Genomic DNA, 14,955 nt, shown 5'->3' on the forward strand with positions numbered 1-14,955 from the left:
GGAAGTTGCTGATCCGCTCTTACTAGGATTCGATCTAAATAATTAACGATCGGTAAACAGGACTCAAACTCTCGATGGATGATCCGATCCGCAAGGACCGCTTTGGGTCAAACGCGTCGGTTTGGCTGGACCACGGCGACTTCCGGTCTACCCTGGTGAACGGACATGCTCAGGATAGGCGGGCATGTCTCAAAGGTGCCAATTTCAGACTCATGCGTCGAAGCGAACAGAATGCTCTTCATCACCTCATCGACCAATCTGAGAAGCCCGGCGGGGTAGCCTCTTTTGGCTAACGCGCGACCGGATTGACCGGGAGTTAAACCGGCAATGGCTCCACGATCCGCCTGTACAAGTGCCAGGTCGCATGGCCGAGCACGGCAGTATCACCACGAGGCCCAGAAAGTACGGCAGCGCCGAGACAACCAGCAGCATCGCAATGACCGCGGCCCAGCCGATCATCGGCAAGGGGCTCGTCACCACCGCTCGCACGCTGGTCACCATGGCGCTGACGAAATCAGCCTCACGCTCGAGCAAAAGTGGGAACGACACCACCGTCAGCGAGAAAAGGCTCAGCGACAACAGCGCGCCGACCGCGTTGCCGATGGCGAGGAACAGTAGGCCTTCTTTGGTCGTGAGAACCACCGTTATGAATTCCTGCAGGGTGGAGAAAGACGCGTGCGGTCCCAGCAGGAGCGAGATCAGAAGCCAGACCTGGTACATCCAGGCCAAGGGCGGCGAGCCTACGAAGCTTGCCGGCATTAATTTGTCGGACGGTGGCCCAATGGTGTGCCGCTCGTTCTATCACCCGATCAGAATGAAGGCCGAGAAGACATGAAAGCGCTCTATGCCAAAGACTTGTCGAATGAGGGCGATTGGCCGTCCGTTTACATGAGATAGCCGAATCCGCTTCGGACACAGCGCTGCGCCGAACGGCCTCCGCGCGAAGGATAGATCTGGTCAGTGATCTGGCCGCTCCAGCCTCCTACGCGATCATCACCAAACTATATGGAATTCCGCCACCGAATTGGGTCACCGAGCTTGCCCCGGCTCTGCCCTTCGCGCACCAGCATGTCGGCGAATTACCGCCTGACTGGGTCGCCAAAATGGCAAATCTGGCGCGAGCGAGCCTCCGTACGTTGATCTTTCTAGAGCCATATCCCCTCCGATTAGAAGCCAAATCATCACATCTGCATTCTCAGTGCACACATGGCGCACACGAAAGCCCGAGTGCACACACACGACGACCTTCACTGAGTTGCGTTCTGAAAATCGACGCGTTCGGGTCCGGCAACGTAGATTTTCGCTCGAGCCTTTCACCATTCACATCGCAACGTCAGAGCGATGAAAACACCGAGTACGATGCACATTCAATCGAAATAGGTGTGAGCCTTGGCAACGAGGTCCGTAGTGATCAAAGGCGTCGCGGACAAGATCATGCGCGCCGCAACGTCAGCCTAGTTCAGGAGGCGTCTCAATAGAGCGTGAGCCGCATGATGAAGTTGGATCGCGCAGCCGGACTAGAGAGCACCGTTCGATATCTTGGGATCGAGGTCGACGACGCTTTACTCATCGCAGGGGCAAATCGAGCGCTGGTCGCCTGCGCGCCAGCAAGCGAACGGCACAGGCCTCATGATGTTGTCGGTCCATCGCGAGCGTCGGGAGCCACCCTTCGGACGGCTTCTGTAACTGAACCCGCGACCAGATCGTCGACCCCCACTACGCCGCCGATTGCGCCGGCATAGACGATGTCGTTGCGGTTTAGTTCTGCGATCAGTCTCGGAGCATCGCTGGCGCCGTGCATGCCTTCGCCGGAGAACATCCCGACCACGACGGCAGGACCTTGAACTAGTGCCATAGCCTCATCCAGGAAAGGTCGCTCCTCCAGCAGGGCGATGCCGACGCTTCGAAAGACTGCACGATGTTCGATAGCGCGAGCAACCTGTTCGGTGGCCTCGCGTGAAGCCGAATTCCGCCGCGAGCCATGGGCCAGTAGGATGAGGGTCGACGCGTCCAGCGCAAAGCGCTCTTCGCGCGCGACGATGGCGGCGCGGTCTAGCACCAGATCGGGAAATCGGGGATCGAGACCGAGTGGCGGCAGCACATCGACATCGCGGCCCTCCTCATTGGCCACGTCTAGCAATTGAACCAGCCGGTCGCGGGTGAAGTAACCGCTCGACGCGAACAGCGGATAGACGATGACCCTGGGGGCTGCCAGGGCGGCGAACGCCTCGCCGATGGTCGGCACGCCGTTGATGAAGCCAACGGCCACTTCTGAAACCAGTCCGTAGGCAGACACCGCGCGCGCGATCCGCTTGACGCCTTCGTTGGTGGCGTTCGGGCTCCGTTCGCCATGGGCCGCAATCAGTAGTGCAACTTCGGCGGCGTTATCCTTTGCGCTCAATGACTGGTCCCGTCGGAAAAGTTGATCTTGTTCCATACATTATACTTGCCTGACGGCCGCGACATCGGAATGCGCTTGATCTCGGCAAAGGTGACGGCATCGTAAATTACCAGGGCGCCCTCGTTCTCCCAGATCGAAACCAGCACGTAACGCCCGTTCTTGTCGAATTCGACATGCGCAGCGGTCTTGCCCGGCGCAGGAGTCACGGTACGAACGATCTCGAGGGTACGCTTGTCGATGATCGACATCGTATCCTTCTTCGCACCCATCATGGCATCGGTCCAGGCATAGGGCGAATTCTCATGGCTGCGCATGAAGAAGCCCGGCCCCGGCGTGTCGATCACCTTGATCAGGGACCAGTCCTGCATGTCCAGCACGCTGATCTTGCCCTCCTTCAAATGAGGGGTCGCCATCACCGGTCGCCCGTTCCAGGTCCAGGAAATTCCCGAACCCAAGTGCGGCAGGCCTGGCAACGAAAGCTGCTTGATATCGCGGCCTACGGTGAGATTGACCACGATCGCCTTGCCCTCCCGGGCGGAGCCAACCAGATTGCGGTAAGGCGGATCGAAGAAGAAGTCGTCGAGCGGTTCAGGGACCTCGATCCGCCGCAGCGCGAACAGCCCCTGCGACGAGGGCAAAGCCTCGATCATGCCCTTCTCATGCGAATGCACGAGACCCGGATAAACCGGCGGCGCATTCGGGTCGGTTGCAATCTCCCAGATTTCCGGCACGTCCTTCAGTGCTGCGATAAAGCTGTCGCGCGGCGGCGCCTGGTACACCGCCGACACCCGTGAGGAGTTTCCGTTTTTGTCCTTTGCCTCGAAGATTTTCTCGACCGACAGGTCGTCGGTCGACAACATCACGAGGCTGTGCGGCAAATAATTCGCGACGGCTATATGCTTGCCGTCGCGGGAAATCGCGATATTGCGCGAATTGATGCCGGCGCGCACCTCGGACAGCATGGTCAGGGTCCAGAGATCATATTTGCTGACCCAGCCATCGCGCGACATGAAGAAGACGTAGCGGCCGTCGGGGGTAAATTTCGGTCCGCCATGCAGCGCGAAGCGGGTCGGAAACCGCGCCAGGGGCTCAAAACGGTCTCCGTCAAGGATGGTGGCATGGTGGTCGCCGGTCTCGACCACGACGAACAGGTTCAACGGATCGGCCTCGAAGCGCGGCCGGTCGAGCGCCGGCGCCATGGCATGGATGACGCGGCTTGCGGCAATCTTCGCAGTTCCCCAGGCAGGTATCTGCGGCAGTGGCTTCGCGATATGGGCGGCCAGCGCGGCGATCTCGTCCTTGTCCAGTTTGGCGCCAAAGCCCGGCATCTGCGTGGCGGTACGGCCCTCAGCGATGACGGCTGCCGCCCGCGGCCCCATCAGGCGGCCGAGATTTTCCGGCAGCAGCGCCGGCCCCTGCCCGCCGAGCCGGTCAGCGCCGTGACACGCCGCGCAGTGGTCAGCGAATAGCCTGACGGCGTCCGGATCCGCCGCCGCCGGAACACAAAATCCGATCGCGGCCAGCAGCGCGCCGGCCAACTCAGAGCGAAAGCTGCGCTTCATGGCGTGCTCCGCGGTAGGCGCTGACCATCACGCGCTCGACCGGCTGGGCGAGCCCGATTTCGGCATCGTTGAGATAGCAACCGGGGTCCTCCGCCCAGGGATCGCCGGTGATGCGCATGGCGCGCACCCTTGTGTTGCCGTTGCAGACGTCGAAATAGGCGCACTGGCCGCAGCGTCCGCCGATAGCGCGCGGCTTCTGCTTCAGCCCAGCCATGATCGGATCGGACAGGTCGCTCCAGATCGACGAGAACGGCCGCGCCTTGACGTTGCCGAGGGTGTAGTGCCACCACATCGTGTCCGGATGTACGTTGCCGAGATTGTCGATATTGGCGACGTTGACGCCGGAGGAATTGCCGCCCCACTGCACCAGCCGCGTGCGCAAATCTTCCACCGCCTGCGGCATGATACGTGCAGCCCACTGCAGCAGATAGACCGCGTCGGCGTCGTTGTTACCGGTAACAATTTCCATCTCGCTGCCGTTTTGCACCCATCGCCAGGCGCGATCGATCACCATGTCCATGGCATCTCGCGTCGTCTGCCACATCGCATCGTCGCCGCGGTTCTTGTTGCCGCGGCCGGCATACACCAGATGTGACAGATAGAATTTGTGAAAGCCCTCGCGCTCCACCAGGTCCAGCATCCGCGGCAGCTCCGCGGCAGTGTCCTCCGTCATCGTGAAACGCACGCCGACCTTGATGCCGCGGTCGCGTAACAGCCGCAGCCCGCCGAGCGCCTCGTCGTAGGCCCCGACCTTGCGGCGGAAGCGGTCATGGGTGTCGCCGATACCGTCGAGCGAAATTCCGACATAGTCGTAACCGATACCGCGGATGCGGTCGGCGAGCGGAGCGTCCACCAAGGTGCCGTTGCTGGAGAGCCCGACATAGAACTTCATGGCCTTGGCGCGTTCTGAAATTTCGAAGATGTCACATCGCATCAGGGGTTCGCCACCTGACAGGATCAGGACTGGAACGTGAAACGCCTTGAGGTCATCCATGACGGAGAAGACTTCCGGCGTCGACAGCTCGCCGGGAAAGTCGACGTCGCCCGAAATCGAGTAGCAATGCTTGCAGGTCAAGTTGCAGCGCCGGATCAGGTTCCAGATAACCACCGGGCCGGGCGGCTTATGGCCCAGGCCGAGCGGCGTCGGCGCATGCAGTTCGTGCAGGTAATGGCTAAGGCGAAACATCTTGCGGCGCTCCCTTGGCGTCTGGCGTTCACGCAGCGATGCGCAATCCGGTCTTCTTCAAGATCCGGGTTGAAAACAGGACGTCGTGCGAGCGCGCGGCAGGGCCAATCAATCGCGCAATGCGCTGGACCTTGTCCCTGACCTCGTCCCGCGTTTGGCCGTGCACCATCGCGAACAGGTTGTACGGCCACAGCGGCAGATGGCGCGGGCGCTCATAGCAATGGGTTACCTCGTCGAGCGCGCCGATCCTGGTGCCGATCCCGGCAACCGCCTCGTCCTCGACGTCCCACACCGACATGCCGTTGGCCGTAAAGCCGAGCGCGTAATGATTGGGAATCGCGCCGATCCGCCGGATCGCGCCCGCATCGAGCAACCGTTTCAGGCGGGTGATGACCTCGGCCTGATCGAGGTCGAGCTTTTCGGCGATCGCCCGATAGGGCTCCCGCACCAGGGGAAGGCCGGCTTGCGTAGCCGCTACGATCCTGCGGTCGATGGCATCGAGCATCCCTACACCTCCACGCGGAATCCGACAAAGAATTCGTGCATCTTCGGCATGGCATGCACGCCAAGGCCCGTTTCCGCTTCGATTTCGGAAATAACCCGCGCGATGCGGCGCGGGTCTTCGGCCGACACGACGAACCACATGTTGAGCGCGTGACTGCGCTCGTAATTCTGCGAAATTTCGGGGTGGGCGTTGACCAGTTTCGCCACCTCGTCGAACCGCTCCGGCGGCACGGCGATGGCCGCGAGACAGACATCGCCGCCAAGCATTTCCGCGTTCCACAGCGGTCCGAAGCGGCTCAACTGCCCCGTTCCGACCAGATCGCGGACGCCTTCGAGCAGTTCGCCTTCGCTCAATCCGAGCGTCGCGCCGGCATCGCGGAACGGGCGCGGCGTCAGCGGAAATCCGCCTTGCAGACCGTTGATGATCGCCTTCTCGGTGGGACTGATGACGGGCATCAATTCAATCCTTGCCTGGCATCGGAGAACACCGCGCCGCGCTGCTTGAAGCGGCGCGTCGAAAACAGCACCGCCTGCCTGTTCAAGCCGGTATCGGCCAAGAGATTGATTTCATCGATGACGGCGAAGGCCTCGTGCCTCGCCTTGGCGTGGATCATGCAAAAGATATTGTAAGGCCATAGCGGCAGGTGCCGCGGCCTGCGGTAGCACAGGGTGACGTGCGGATTGCGCGTGAAACTGGCCGCGACGGAATCGACCATGTCATCCGGCACGTCCCACACCGCCATGGCATTGGAGTTGAAGCCGAGCTTGTCATGGCGCACGACGCAGCCAAAGCGCGTGACGACGCCGGCCGCGGCAAGATGGTCGAGCCGGTCGATGATTTCGGCCTGATTGAGGTCGAGTTGCTCGGCGACCGCGCGATATGGCTGCTCGACCAATGTCAAGCCGTCCTGGATTGCCGCAAGGATGCGGCGATCACGCGGATCGGGATGGTAGTCTCCGCACGGATCGGTGGCCTTCCGCATCGAGGGACGCACCGTGCCCAACGGAAAGCCGAGACCGAGATGGTAAGCCTTCAGCATCGGCAGATCGATCGCCTCCAGCCCGGTCTGATGCCTGATGCTCTCGTTCGTCGCGGCGATCGCGTTGGCATCAGCGCCGGCGATCACGAACCACAGGTTCAGCGCATGGGTTCGCTCGTAGTTATGTGTGACGAGCGGCTCGCGACTGACGATCGCCGCCACCTCTTCCAGCCGTTCGGGAGGAACCTGCAGCGCCGCCAATGTGCTTGTGCCGATGGTGTTCGGCCGGACCACCGCTCCAATGCGTGAGATTACGCCGATCTCGCGCAAGCGACGAAAAACTCCAATGGCTTCGCGTTCGTTGAGCGCCGCCGAGCGGCCAACGACTTCGAAGGGTTTATCGACGAGCGGGAAATTATGCTGCCAGCGATCAACCAGCGACAGTTCGACGGGATCCGGGCTCATTGTCCAATCCTCATTGCGCGCGCTGTGAAGAAAATGCCGGAAGGCTTTTGCGCGGAGATCTCGCCCTTTTTCGCGAAGGTCGCAGCGTCGTAAATTTCGACGCGGTCGGCGTCGCGCAGCGAGACCCAGACCTCGTTTCCGCGCGGCGTGAATTCCATATGCAGCACCGCAGGTCCCGGCGCGAAGCGGTGGATCACTTTCAGCGTCAGCGTATCGACGATGTCGATCGTGTCATTGAGCGGGTGCGCGAAATTGACCCAAACATGGCGGCCGTCGGGGCGCGCTACCGCGAACACGGGCTGACCGTGGGTAGCAATGCGGCCGGCCTCGGCAAAGCTTCGCGTATCCACAGCGATCAGTTCATGGCGACCAACCGCGGGAAGCAGCAACCTGTCACCGATTGCCGCCCAACCTTCGAGGTGCGGCATCTTGTATACCGGCATCGGCTCCTCGCCGTGCCCGTAATGGTCAAGGATTCGCTCGGCTTTCAGCGGTGACTGCCACATGTCGACATGTACCACGCCATCCTCTCCGAACAGGCCGGCCAGGTAATGCCGGCCGTCGGGCGTGACGTTGCCGTCATAGGGCAGCTTGCCGACGCCCGTCAGTCTGGTGATGGCCGGGGTCTCGACCGTGGAAAGATCCGCGATCCAGATCTCGCCGGCGTTATAGAGCGCAAATGCAAAACGGCGCCCCGGCAGATCGACGAGGCCGACAGTCTTCGAAGCCTTGCCGTCGGCGCCAGTGGCGGGAATGTCCGCGACGAGCGCCAGCGTTTTGGCGTCGAATACACGCACCCCGCCCGGTTCGTAGTTCGAGACCGCGATCAGCTCGCCGTCATCGGAAATGGCGCCACCGATCGAATTTCCCGCCTGGACCACACGCCCGGCTATCGACGCGGTGAGCAGATCAATCCTGGTCAGTGCGCCGTCGCGTCCGAATACATAGCCGTAGCGCTGATCCGGCGAGAACACGACCGACGCGTGCGAAAGATCGCCGACGCCCTCGACGCGACCGATCGTCTGCCGTGCGCTGGTATCGACGATCAGCACCGAACCTTTCGCGCGCTCGATGACCAAGCCGAGATTGCCGGTACCGCGCAATCCTTCGGCAAATCCGGTTACCGGAATCGTCAATACCAACAGTGCAGCAAGCCATCGCGCGACGACCATCATGGCAGAGTTCCTTGCTTGAGCCGGTCGGCGATCCAGCGCGCATCGAGCTCCGACAGCAGCGGACGCCATGGCGGCATCGGCGTGCCCGGGATGCCGTCGAGAATGATGTGGACGAGTTGGTCGCGATCCCACGACCTGAGTTGATCGACGGTCAGCGGCTTTCCGAGTCCCCCCTTCAGGGTCAGCCCGTGGCATGAGCCGCAGTCCTGCCGCACCAGATCGGCCAATTTCACCGGATCTGGCGCGGTCTCTCCGGCCGTGGCAGGCGCTATCATCGCGATCAACGCCAGCGCCGCGTTAGGCCACAACCGAGATCGCGCGGGAGTCCCTTGCATCGACGTCCTCATTGCGGTGCATGGCGATCGCTGCGACCCGACCGATGATGAACAGAACGGGACCGGCAAAGCCTGCCTCCTGGGCCACCGCGGGAAGTGCGGAGAGCCAAGCGCATATTCGCTGCTCCTGCGGGGTCGTGCCTTGACACACCGCAAGCACCGGGGTGTCCGGCGGCAATCCGTTGGCGATAAGGTTGCCAGCGATCTCCTCGATATTAGCCAGCCCCATGTAGACAACGAGCGTGGTTTCGGAATCGGCCAACGTTGCCCAGTCCAGATCCAGCGGCTCGTTTGCCTTGCGATGGCCGGTGACGTAGCGGACGCCTGTCGCAAGCCCACGATGGGTCAGCGGAATTCGCGCCGACGCGGCACACCCTTGCGCCGCGGTGATGCCGGGGATGACCTCGTAGGGAATACCAGCGCGCTCGAGTTCGGCCGCCTCCTCGGAGCCGCGCCCGAAAATGAAGGGGTCGCCGCCCTTGAGCCGCACCACGGTTCGGCCGGCGCGACCGAGCCGCACCAGCATTTCGTTGATCTCTTCCTGCGGCACCGGATGAAAGCTTGCCTGCTTGCCGACATTGATCCGGGCCGCGCCTTCCCCGATCGTGGCGAGAATACTGTCGGGTACCAGGCGATCGTACACGACCACGTCGGCCTCCCGTATCACCCGCGCCGCCTTCAAGGTAAGCAGTTCGGGATCGCCCGGGCCTGCCCCGACCAGGTAGACTTTTCCAACGCTCATGCGCGCTCCGCCCGGTTTTGACTTTTGAGTTTCGGCTCTTGCGTCGAGGCGGCACGGCAAGCTTGCTTGCCGCGCCGCCTCGTTGTCGTCAGGTCCTCAATAGACGTCGTTACGCGTGTTATGGACGTTGAACTTGCCAGTCGGCGTTACCAGCCGTTTGTCGCGGATGACTGTCTTCAGGGCCAACGTTTTGTCATCGACCACGACGATCGCCGATTCCTGGGCCTTGTTGTTCCAGACCGAGAACCAGACCTCGTTGCCGTCCTTGTTGAATTCGCCCTGCACGACACGGCGCGCGCCTTCCGAGATCCCGGACCATTGGCCGATCGGAAGCACCTTGTATTCGGGTTTCTCCTTGGCGAGATCCTTGATCTTGAACACCGCGACCGATGAGGAGATTTCGGCATCGGTATTGAGCGGCGTATCGACGTAGAGGTTTTCCGACTTCGGATGCGTCTTGATGAACAGCGACCCGCCGCCCTGGCCGTCGACCGTCTGCACGACCTTCCAGGCGTTTGCCTTGTGCTTTTCCGGATCGGTCCCGATGAAGGAAATCGTCTCGTTGCCGAGATGGCTGGTCGCCCAGACCGGACCGTATTTCGGATGCAGCAGATTGGCGCCGCGTCCGGGATGCGGGGTCTGGCCACCCGACTCGATCACGCTGACCAGCTTGTCCTCCTTGGTATCGACGATCGCGATCTTATGCCGAGCGTTCGCCGCCACCAGGAAGTAGCGTCCAGTCTTGTCAAAACCGCCGTCATGCAGGAAGCGTTCGGCTTCGATCGCCGTCACTTTCAAATTCTTGATGTCCTTGAAGTTGACGAGCAATATCTGGCCGGTCTCCTTGATGTTGACGACGAATTCCGGATTGTAGTGCGAGGCCACGATCGAGGCGACGCGCGGCTCCGGGTGATATTCCTGGGTGTCGTAGGTCATGCCGCGCGTCGAGACGACCTTGAACGGCTCCAGCGTCACGCCGTCCATGATGACATATTGCGGCGGCCAGTAGGCACCGGCGATCGCGTACTTGTCCTCGTAGCCCTTGAACTTGGAGGTCTCGATCGAGCGCGCCTCGGTGCCGACCTTCAGTTCAGCCACGGTTTGTGGCGGATCCATCCAGAGATCAACGAGGTTGATCTTGGAGTCGCGACCCACCGTGAACAGGTACCGCCCGGAGGCCGACATCCGCGAGATGTGCACCGCATAACCCGTCTTCAGAATGAGCTCGATCTTCTTGGTCGTGCCATCGATCAGAGCGACTTCACCTGCGTCGCGCAGCGTCACCGCGAACAGGTTATCGATGTCGAGCTTGTTCATTTGCTTGGTCGGCCGCTGCGCGACCGGTACCAGAACCTTCCAGCTCTCCTTGATCTCCTTGAGCCCGAATTCCGGCGGCTGCGCCGGATCATTGAGCAAATAGCGAGCCATCAGCTCGATGTCAGTGGCCTGAAGGTCGCCGGAGGTACCCCAGTTCGGCATGCCGCCGGGAGATCCGTAGGTGATGAAGTCGCGCAGATAGTCGAAGCCGAGCTTCTTGGTGAGGTCGGGCGTCAGCGGTTTGCCGGTCGCGCCCTTGCGCAGCACGCCGTGACAGCCCGCGCAACGTTCGAAATAGATCTGGTTGGCCTTGTCGAACTCCGCCTTGCTGAGCACGGGATCGCCGGGCTTGGTGCCGGGCTGTTCGGTGGCCTTGCCGCCGAGCGTATCCAGGCTCGGCTGATACTGACCGCCCGGTGTGGTCTTGTGCTGCTGGAGATCCGCGGGCGCTGGCTTGGCGGGTTGCTGCTGCGCCTGTCCAAGCACGGTCGAGCCAAAATAGACGATACTCGCGGCGATGATACCGCCCTTGAGCATTGCATGCACATAAGCGTGACGTCGCATTGCATCCCCTCCGCGTGAATCTCGGTGCAGGCCTTATGCTCCATGCCGCGGATGCGTTGCCTTGACCGCGGTTAAGGACGCGGTTTGTCGCGGTTTGACATAGCTCAATGCGGCCGTGGCCAAAAACTGCCTCATCCGAAACCATGCGAAGCAACGTCATCGTGAGCAGGCTCTCTAAGACGCGCTGGATGTTGCGCATTTTCGTATCGCTGGTGCTGATGGCGAGCGGGGGCGCCCGAGCCGCCGACCTTGGAATTGCCCGACAATTTTTTTCGTCGGACAGTTCCGCGACGATTGAGCAGCCGCAGGGAACTCCGCGCGCCGCCATCGTCCGCGGCGCCGACGGCCGCATCCTCGGCCATGCGTTCTCGACCTACGAGGTTTCCGGTTCGGTAGGTTATGCCGGCCGCCCGCTCGATATCGTCGCCGCGATCACGCCCGAGGGCATCATTGCCGGCGCCCAGATTGTGGCCCACGAGGAGCCGATCCTTGTGATCGGCATTCCGCGCGACGCGCTCGCCGCCTATGTGGCGGGCTTCAAGGGATTCGATATCCGCGCCAGCGCCGGGCTCAAGCAGACCAATGACCTTGCGCGCGGCCCGCACGCCGTGGCGGGCGCGACCATTACAAGCACCGTCATTCGCGATGCCATCGTCCGCTCGGCCCGGATGATCTGGCGCAGCCGAAGCAGTGCAGCGAAAAATGTGGCGCGGCTCGACCGCGAAACCCTGCGCCGGTCTTCCTGGCCGTCCCTGCTCGCCGAGGGCGCGGTGCAACGGATGCTGGTCTCCCGAAGTGACGCGGCGAAACTGCTCGGCACCAAAGACGATGAACCGGACAAGCCGTTCATCGATCTCTGGCTGGCGCTCGCCACGCCGCCGCCGATCGGCGAAAGCCTGTTGGGGCAGCGCATCTACGAGAGTGAACTGGCCAAGATCGGCCCCGACGACGATCTCGTCCTGATCGGCGCGACCGGCCTCTATTCTTTCAAGGGTGCCGAATGGCGCCGATCCGATTCGTTCAATCGCATCGAAATCATTCAGGGCGGCCGGACGATCCGTCTGAAGCCGGCCGATCATACGCCGGTCGAAGCGCTGCGGGCGGCGGGCGCGCCCGAACTGCGCGAGATCGCGCTGTTTCGTATCGCGCGAACGAGCGGCTTCGATTCGACCAGGCCGTTCCGGCTCGATCTCGATCTCGGCACTCCCGCGGCCGCGGCTGGCCCGGCGGTGGTGTCGCTGGATTACCGCATACCCGATCGCTATCTGATCGCACCGGTGGTAGCGCCGGCGACGGTACTACCGGACAAGGCCGCGCAGTCCACGCCTGACCAGGTGCCGCTATGGCAGGATATCTGGTGGGCCCGACGTTACGAAATCGGCGTACTTGGCGCGATGCTTGCCTTGCTCGGCGGCATCCTGATCTTCCAGGATACGGTGATCGCGCACGGCCGCCTCTATTACCGCTTGCGCACGGGCTATCTGCTGCTGACCTTCGTCTTCCTTGGCCTGATCGCCAACGCGCAGCTGTCGGTCGTCCATGTCCTAACCTTCATTCATGCCTTGTTGTCGGGATTCCGCTGGGAGCTATTCCTGCTCGACCCGATGGTGTTCCTGCTCTGGAGCTTCGTCGCGATCAGCATACTGTTCTGGGGACGCGGCGTATTTTGCGGCTGGCTTTGCCCGTTCGGGACTTTGCAGGAACTAACCAACCAGCTCGCGCGGCGGCTCGGCATCAGGCAGATCGAAATTCCCTTCGGACTGCACGAGCGGCTCTGGATGATCAAATACGTGGCTTTCGTCGGTATCCTGGCGATTTCGCTGCGCTCGATCATCACGGCGTTCCAGTTCGCCGAAGTGGAGCCGTTCAAGACTGCGATCACGATGAAATTCCTCCGTGAATGGCCGTTCGTACTCTATGCGGGGATCCTGCTATTGGCCGGACTGTTCATCGAACGGTTCTACTGTCGCTATCTTTGTCCGCTCGGCGCAGCGCTGGCGATCCCGGCGCGCATGCGCATGTTCGAGTGGCTCAAGCGTTACCGCGAATGCGGCGCCGAATGTCATGTCTGTGCGCGAACCTGCACCGTTCAGGCGATTCATCCGCTCGGGCAGATCAACCCCAACGAGTGCATCTACTGCCTGAAATGCCAAGCAAACTACTTCGATCATGACGTCTGCATGCATCTGAAGCGGCGCACGGCGCGGCGCCAACCGCTGGTGACTGCGCCAGTTCCGAACAGCGCCAATGTGCGATCGACAGGAGCCGGCGATGCGACCTGACGCTCCGACGCGACGCCGCGTCATCACGATTTTCGCAGCGGCTGCAGCCAGCGCCGTGACCGGCCCTGCTCGACCCCTTGAGGCCGACTACGCCTGGAACGGCACAGCGATGGGGGCAGACGCCACCATCCTGCTCAACGGGATTGATCCACAGACCGCCCGAAGCCGCATTGCCGCCGCTGCCGCGGAAATCGATCGTCTCGAAGATGCCTTGAGTCTGTTCCGCGACAGTTCAGAATTGCGGCGCCTGAACCGGGACAAGGTGCTGCATTCACCGAGCGGCGACCTGCGCCGCGCGCTGGCGCTCGCGCTTGATATCGCCGACCGCAGCGGCGGCCTGTTCGACCCCAGCGTGCAGGCGTTGTGGGAAGCTCATGTGGATTGGTTTGCCGTGGCACCCGATGCCGGTCTTCCCCCCGAGGGGGTCATTGACAGGGCGCGTGCGGCAGTCAACTGGCGCCGAATTCTGCTCGAGCCAGACACGATCCGTACCGGAGCAGATCAGCGCCTCACGCTCAACGGCCTCGGCCAGGGGTATGTCACCGACCGGATCGCGGACCTGCTGTATTCACGCGGCTTGCGGCATGTTTTCGTCGATCTCGGCGAGCAGCGCGCGATCGGTGCACGCCAGGACGGCGCGCCATGGCTGGTCGCCCGCACCAATGCCGCGCCGTTCGCACTGACCGACGGCGCGCTTGCAACATCGGAAGGCTCAGGCTGCGTACTCGGCGCATCCGGCGCGGCGCATCATCTGTTCGACCCGCGCAACGGCCGCAGCGCCACACACTGGAAACAAATCACGGTGCATCATCGTTCGGCAGCGGTCGCCGATGCGCTGTCGACAGCCTTCTATGTCGCTTCATCGGAGGAAATCGAAGCTCTGCTGCCTCGATTTGCAGGAACGGTGATATGGGCTACCGACCACGACCAATGCGAACGGCGATGGATTTCGCCGCCGGTCGGGGGGACCGTCGGCTGAAATCTATCCACCGCAGTGACACGCCGGTTACTTGGTCTTGCCGTCGCCGTCGTACTGCTTGAGGTAGGCCCAGAGATTCTTTGCCTCGGCCTCGTTCTTGATGCCGGCGAACACCATCTTAGTGTTCGGGATCTTGGCCTTGGGATCCTTGATGTAATCGAGGAAGGCTTCCTCGTTCCAGGTGATGCCGGAGCCCTTGTTGGCATCGGAATAGTTGTACCCGGCCACCGTTCCGGATTTGCGAGCATCGATACCGTTCAATACCGGGCCGACCTTGTTCTTCGCCGTGGGTCCGACATCATGACAGGAGACGCACTTCTTGAACGCGGTTGCACCGGCGGTCACGTCCTGTGCGCCAGCAACGCCCGCCGATACGACCAAGACCGCCATCGCAATCATAAGCTTCTTCAACATTACCGTCTCCTTTTGCTGGATGTCACCTATCCGGTTTTGATTAACCGGA

General features: G+C 62.0%; 13 protein-coding genes and 1 pseudogene. 2 read left to right on the forward strand and 12 right to left on the reverse strand.

Annotated features, from left to right (window positions below; genetic code table 11):
- Positions 1–316 precede the first annotated feature (316 nt).
- The 11 genes and pseudogenes from JQ624_RS32095 to JQ624_RS32145 all read right to left on the reverse strand — a co-directional run.
- Positions 317–723: pseudogene (locus tag JQ624_RS32095) on the reverse strand (DUF2189 domain-containing protein); the annotation flags it as partial.
- Between the two features lie 904 nt (positions 724–1,627).
- Positions 1,628–2,437, reverse strand: a complete 810-nt coding sequence (locus JQ624_RS32100) for a CbiX/SirB N-terminal domain-containing protein (RefSeq protein WP_212422907.1) — start codon at positions 2,435–2,437, stop codon at positions 1,628–1,630.
- Entirely contained in the window at positions 2,398–3,963 is a 1,566-nt protein-coding gene (locus JQ624_RS32105) for a cytochrome D1 domain-containing protein (RefSeq protein WP_212422908.1), read from the reverse strand. The genes JQ624_RS32100 and JQ624_RS32105 overlap by 40 nt, the downstream gene beginning before the upstream one ends.
- Entirely contained in the window at positions 3,941–5,149 is a 1,209-nt protein-coding gene (nirJ, locus tag JQ624_RS32110; protein WP_212422909.1) for a heme d1 biosynthesis radical SAM protein NirJ, read from the reverse strand. The genes JQ624_RS32105 and nirJ overlap by 23 nt, the downstream gene beginning before the upstream one ends.
- A gap of 28 nt (positions 5,150–5,177) precedes the next feature.
- A complete protein-coding gene (locus tag JQ624_RS32115) occupies positions 5,178–5,654 on the reverse strand; it encodes an AsnC family transcriptional regulator (protein ID WP_212422910.1) in 477 nt (158 codons plus the stop codon).
- A 2-nt stretch (positions 5,655–5,656) separates the two neighbouring features.
- The gene (locus tag JQ624_RS32120; protein ID WP_212422911.1) at positions 5,657–6,109 is read right to left on the reverse strand and encodes an Lrp/AsnC family transcriptional regulator; all 453 of its coding nucleotides are present in this window, start codon (positions 6,107–6,109) and stop codon (positions 5,657–5,659) included.
- Complete coding sequence (locus JQ624_RS32125; protein ID WP_212422912.1) at positions 6,109–7,098, reverse strand: Lrp/AsnC family transcriptional regulator; 990 nt, start codon at positions 7,096–7,098, stop codon at positions 6,109–6,111. The genes JQ624_RS32120 and JQ624_RS32125 overlap by 1 nt, the downstream gene beginning before the upstream one ends.
- Positions 7,095–8,273, reverse strand: coding sequence for a cytochrome D1 domain-containing protein (locus tag JQ624_RS32130; protein ID WP_249130234.1), 1,179 nt, complete (start codon positions 8,271–8,273; stop codon positions 7,095–7,097). Before JQ624_RS32130 ends, JQ624_RS32125 begins: the two co-directional genes overlap by 4 nt.
- Complete coding sequence (locus JQ624_RS32135; RefSeq protein ID WP_249130235.1) at positions 8,270–8,548, reverse strand: cytochrome c; 279 nt, start codon at positions 8,546–8,548, stop codon at positions 8,270–8,272. The genes JQ624_RS32130 and JQ624_RS32135 overlap by 4 nt, the downstream gene beginning before the upstream one ends.
- Before the next feature lie 22 nt (positions 8,549–8,570).
- Positions 8,571–9,350: a uroporphyrinogen-III C-methyltransferase gene (gene cobA, locus JQ624_RS32140; RefSeq protein ID WP_212422914.1), complete on the reverse strand. Its 780-nt coding sequence runs from the start codon at positions 9,348–9,350 to the stop codon at positions 8,571–8,573.
- A 96-nt stretch (positions 9,351–9,446) separates the two neighbouring features.
- On the reverse strand, positions 9,447–11,231 hold the full coding sequence (locus JQ624_RS32145) for a nitrite reductase (protein ID WP_283816985.1): 1,785 nt from the start codon (positions 11,229–11,231) through the stop codon (positions 9,447–9,449).
- A gap of 161 nt (positions 11,232–11,392) precedes the next feature.
- Between JQ624_RS32145 and JQ624_RS39580 the strand changes: the two genes are divergently transcribed.
- A complete protein-coding gene (locus tag JQ624_RS39580) occupies positions 11,393–13,513 on the forward strand; it encodes a NosR/NirI family protein (protein WP_212422915.1) in 2,121 nt (706 codons plus the stop codon).
- Positions 13,503–14,492 carry an FAD:protein FMN transferase gene (locus tag JQ624_RS32155; protein ID WP_212422916.1) on the forward strand — a complete coding sequence of 330 codons (990 nt, stop codon included), beginning with the start codon at positions 13,503–13,505 and terminating at the stop codon, positions 14,490–14,492. Before JQ624_RS39580 ends, JQ624_RS32155 begins: the two co-directional genes overlap by 11 nt.
- A 27-nt stretch (positions 14,493–14,519) precedes the next feature.
- Here the strand turns inward: JQ624_RS32155 and JQ624_RS32160 are convergent, their stop codons facing one another.
- The gene (locus JQ624_RS32160) at positions 14,520–14,906 is read right to left on the reverse strand and encodes a cytochrome c family protein (RefSeq protein ID WP_212422917.1); all 387 of its coding nucleotides are present in this window, start codon (positions 14,904–14,906) and stop codon (positions 14,520–14,522) included.
- Between the last annotated feature and the right edge of the window lie 49 nt (positions 14,907–14,955).

Source organism: Bradyrhizobium sp. AUGA SZCCT0283, from assembly GCF_018130385.1.
In the GTDB taxonomy this organism is placed as follows: Bacteria; Pseudomonadota; Alphaproteobacteria; order Rhizobiales; family Xanthobacteraceae; genus Bradyrhizobium.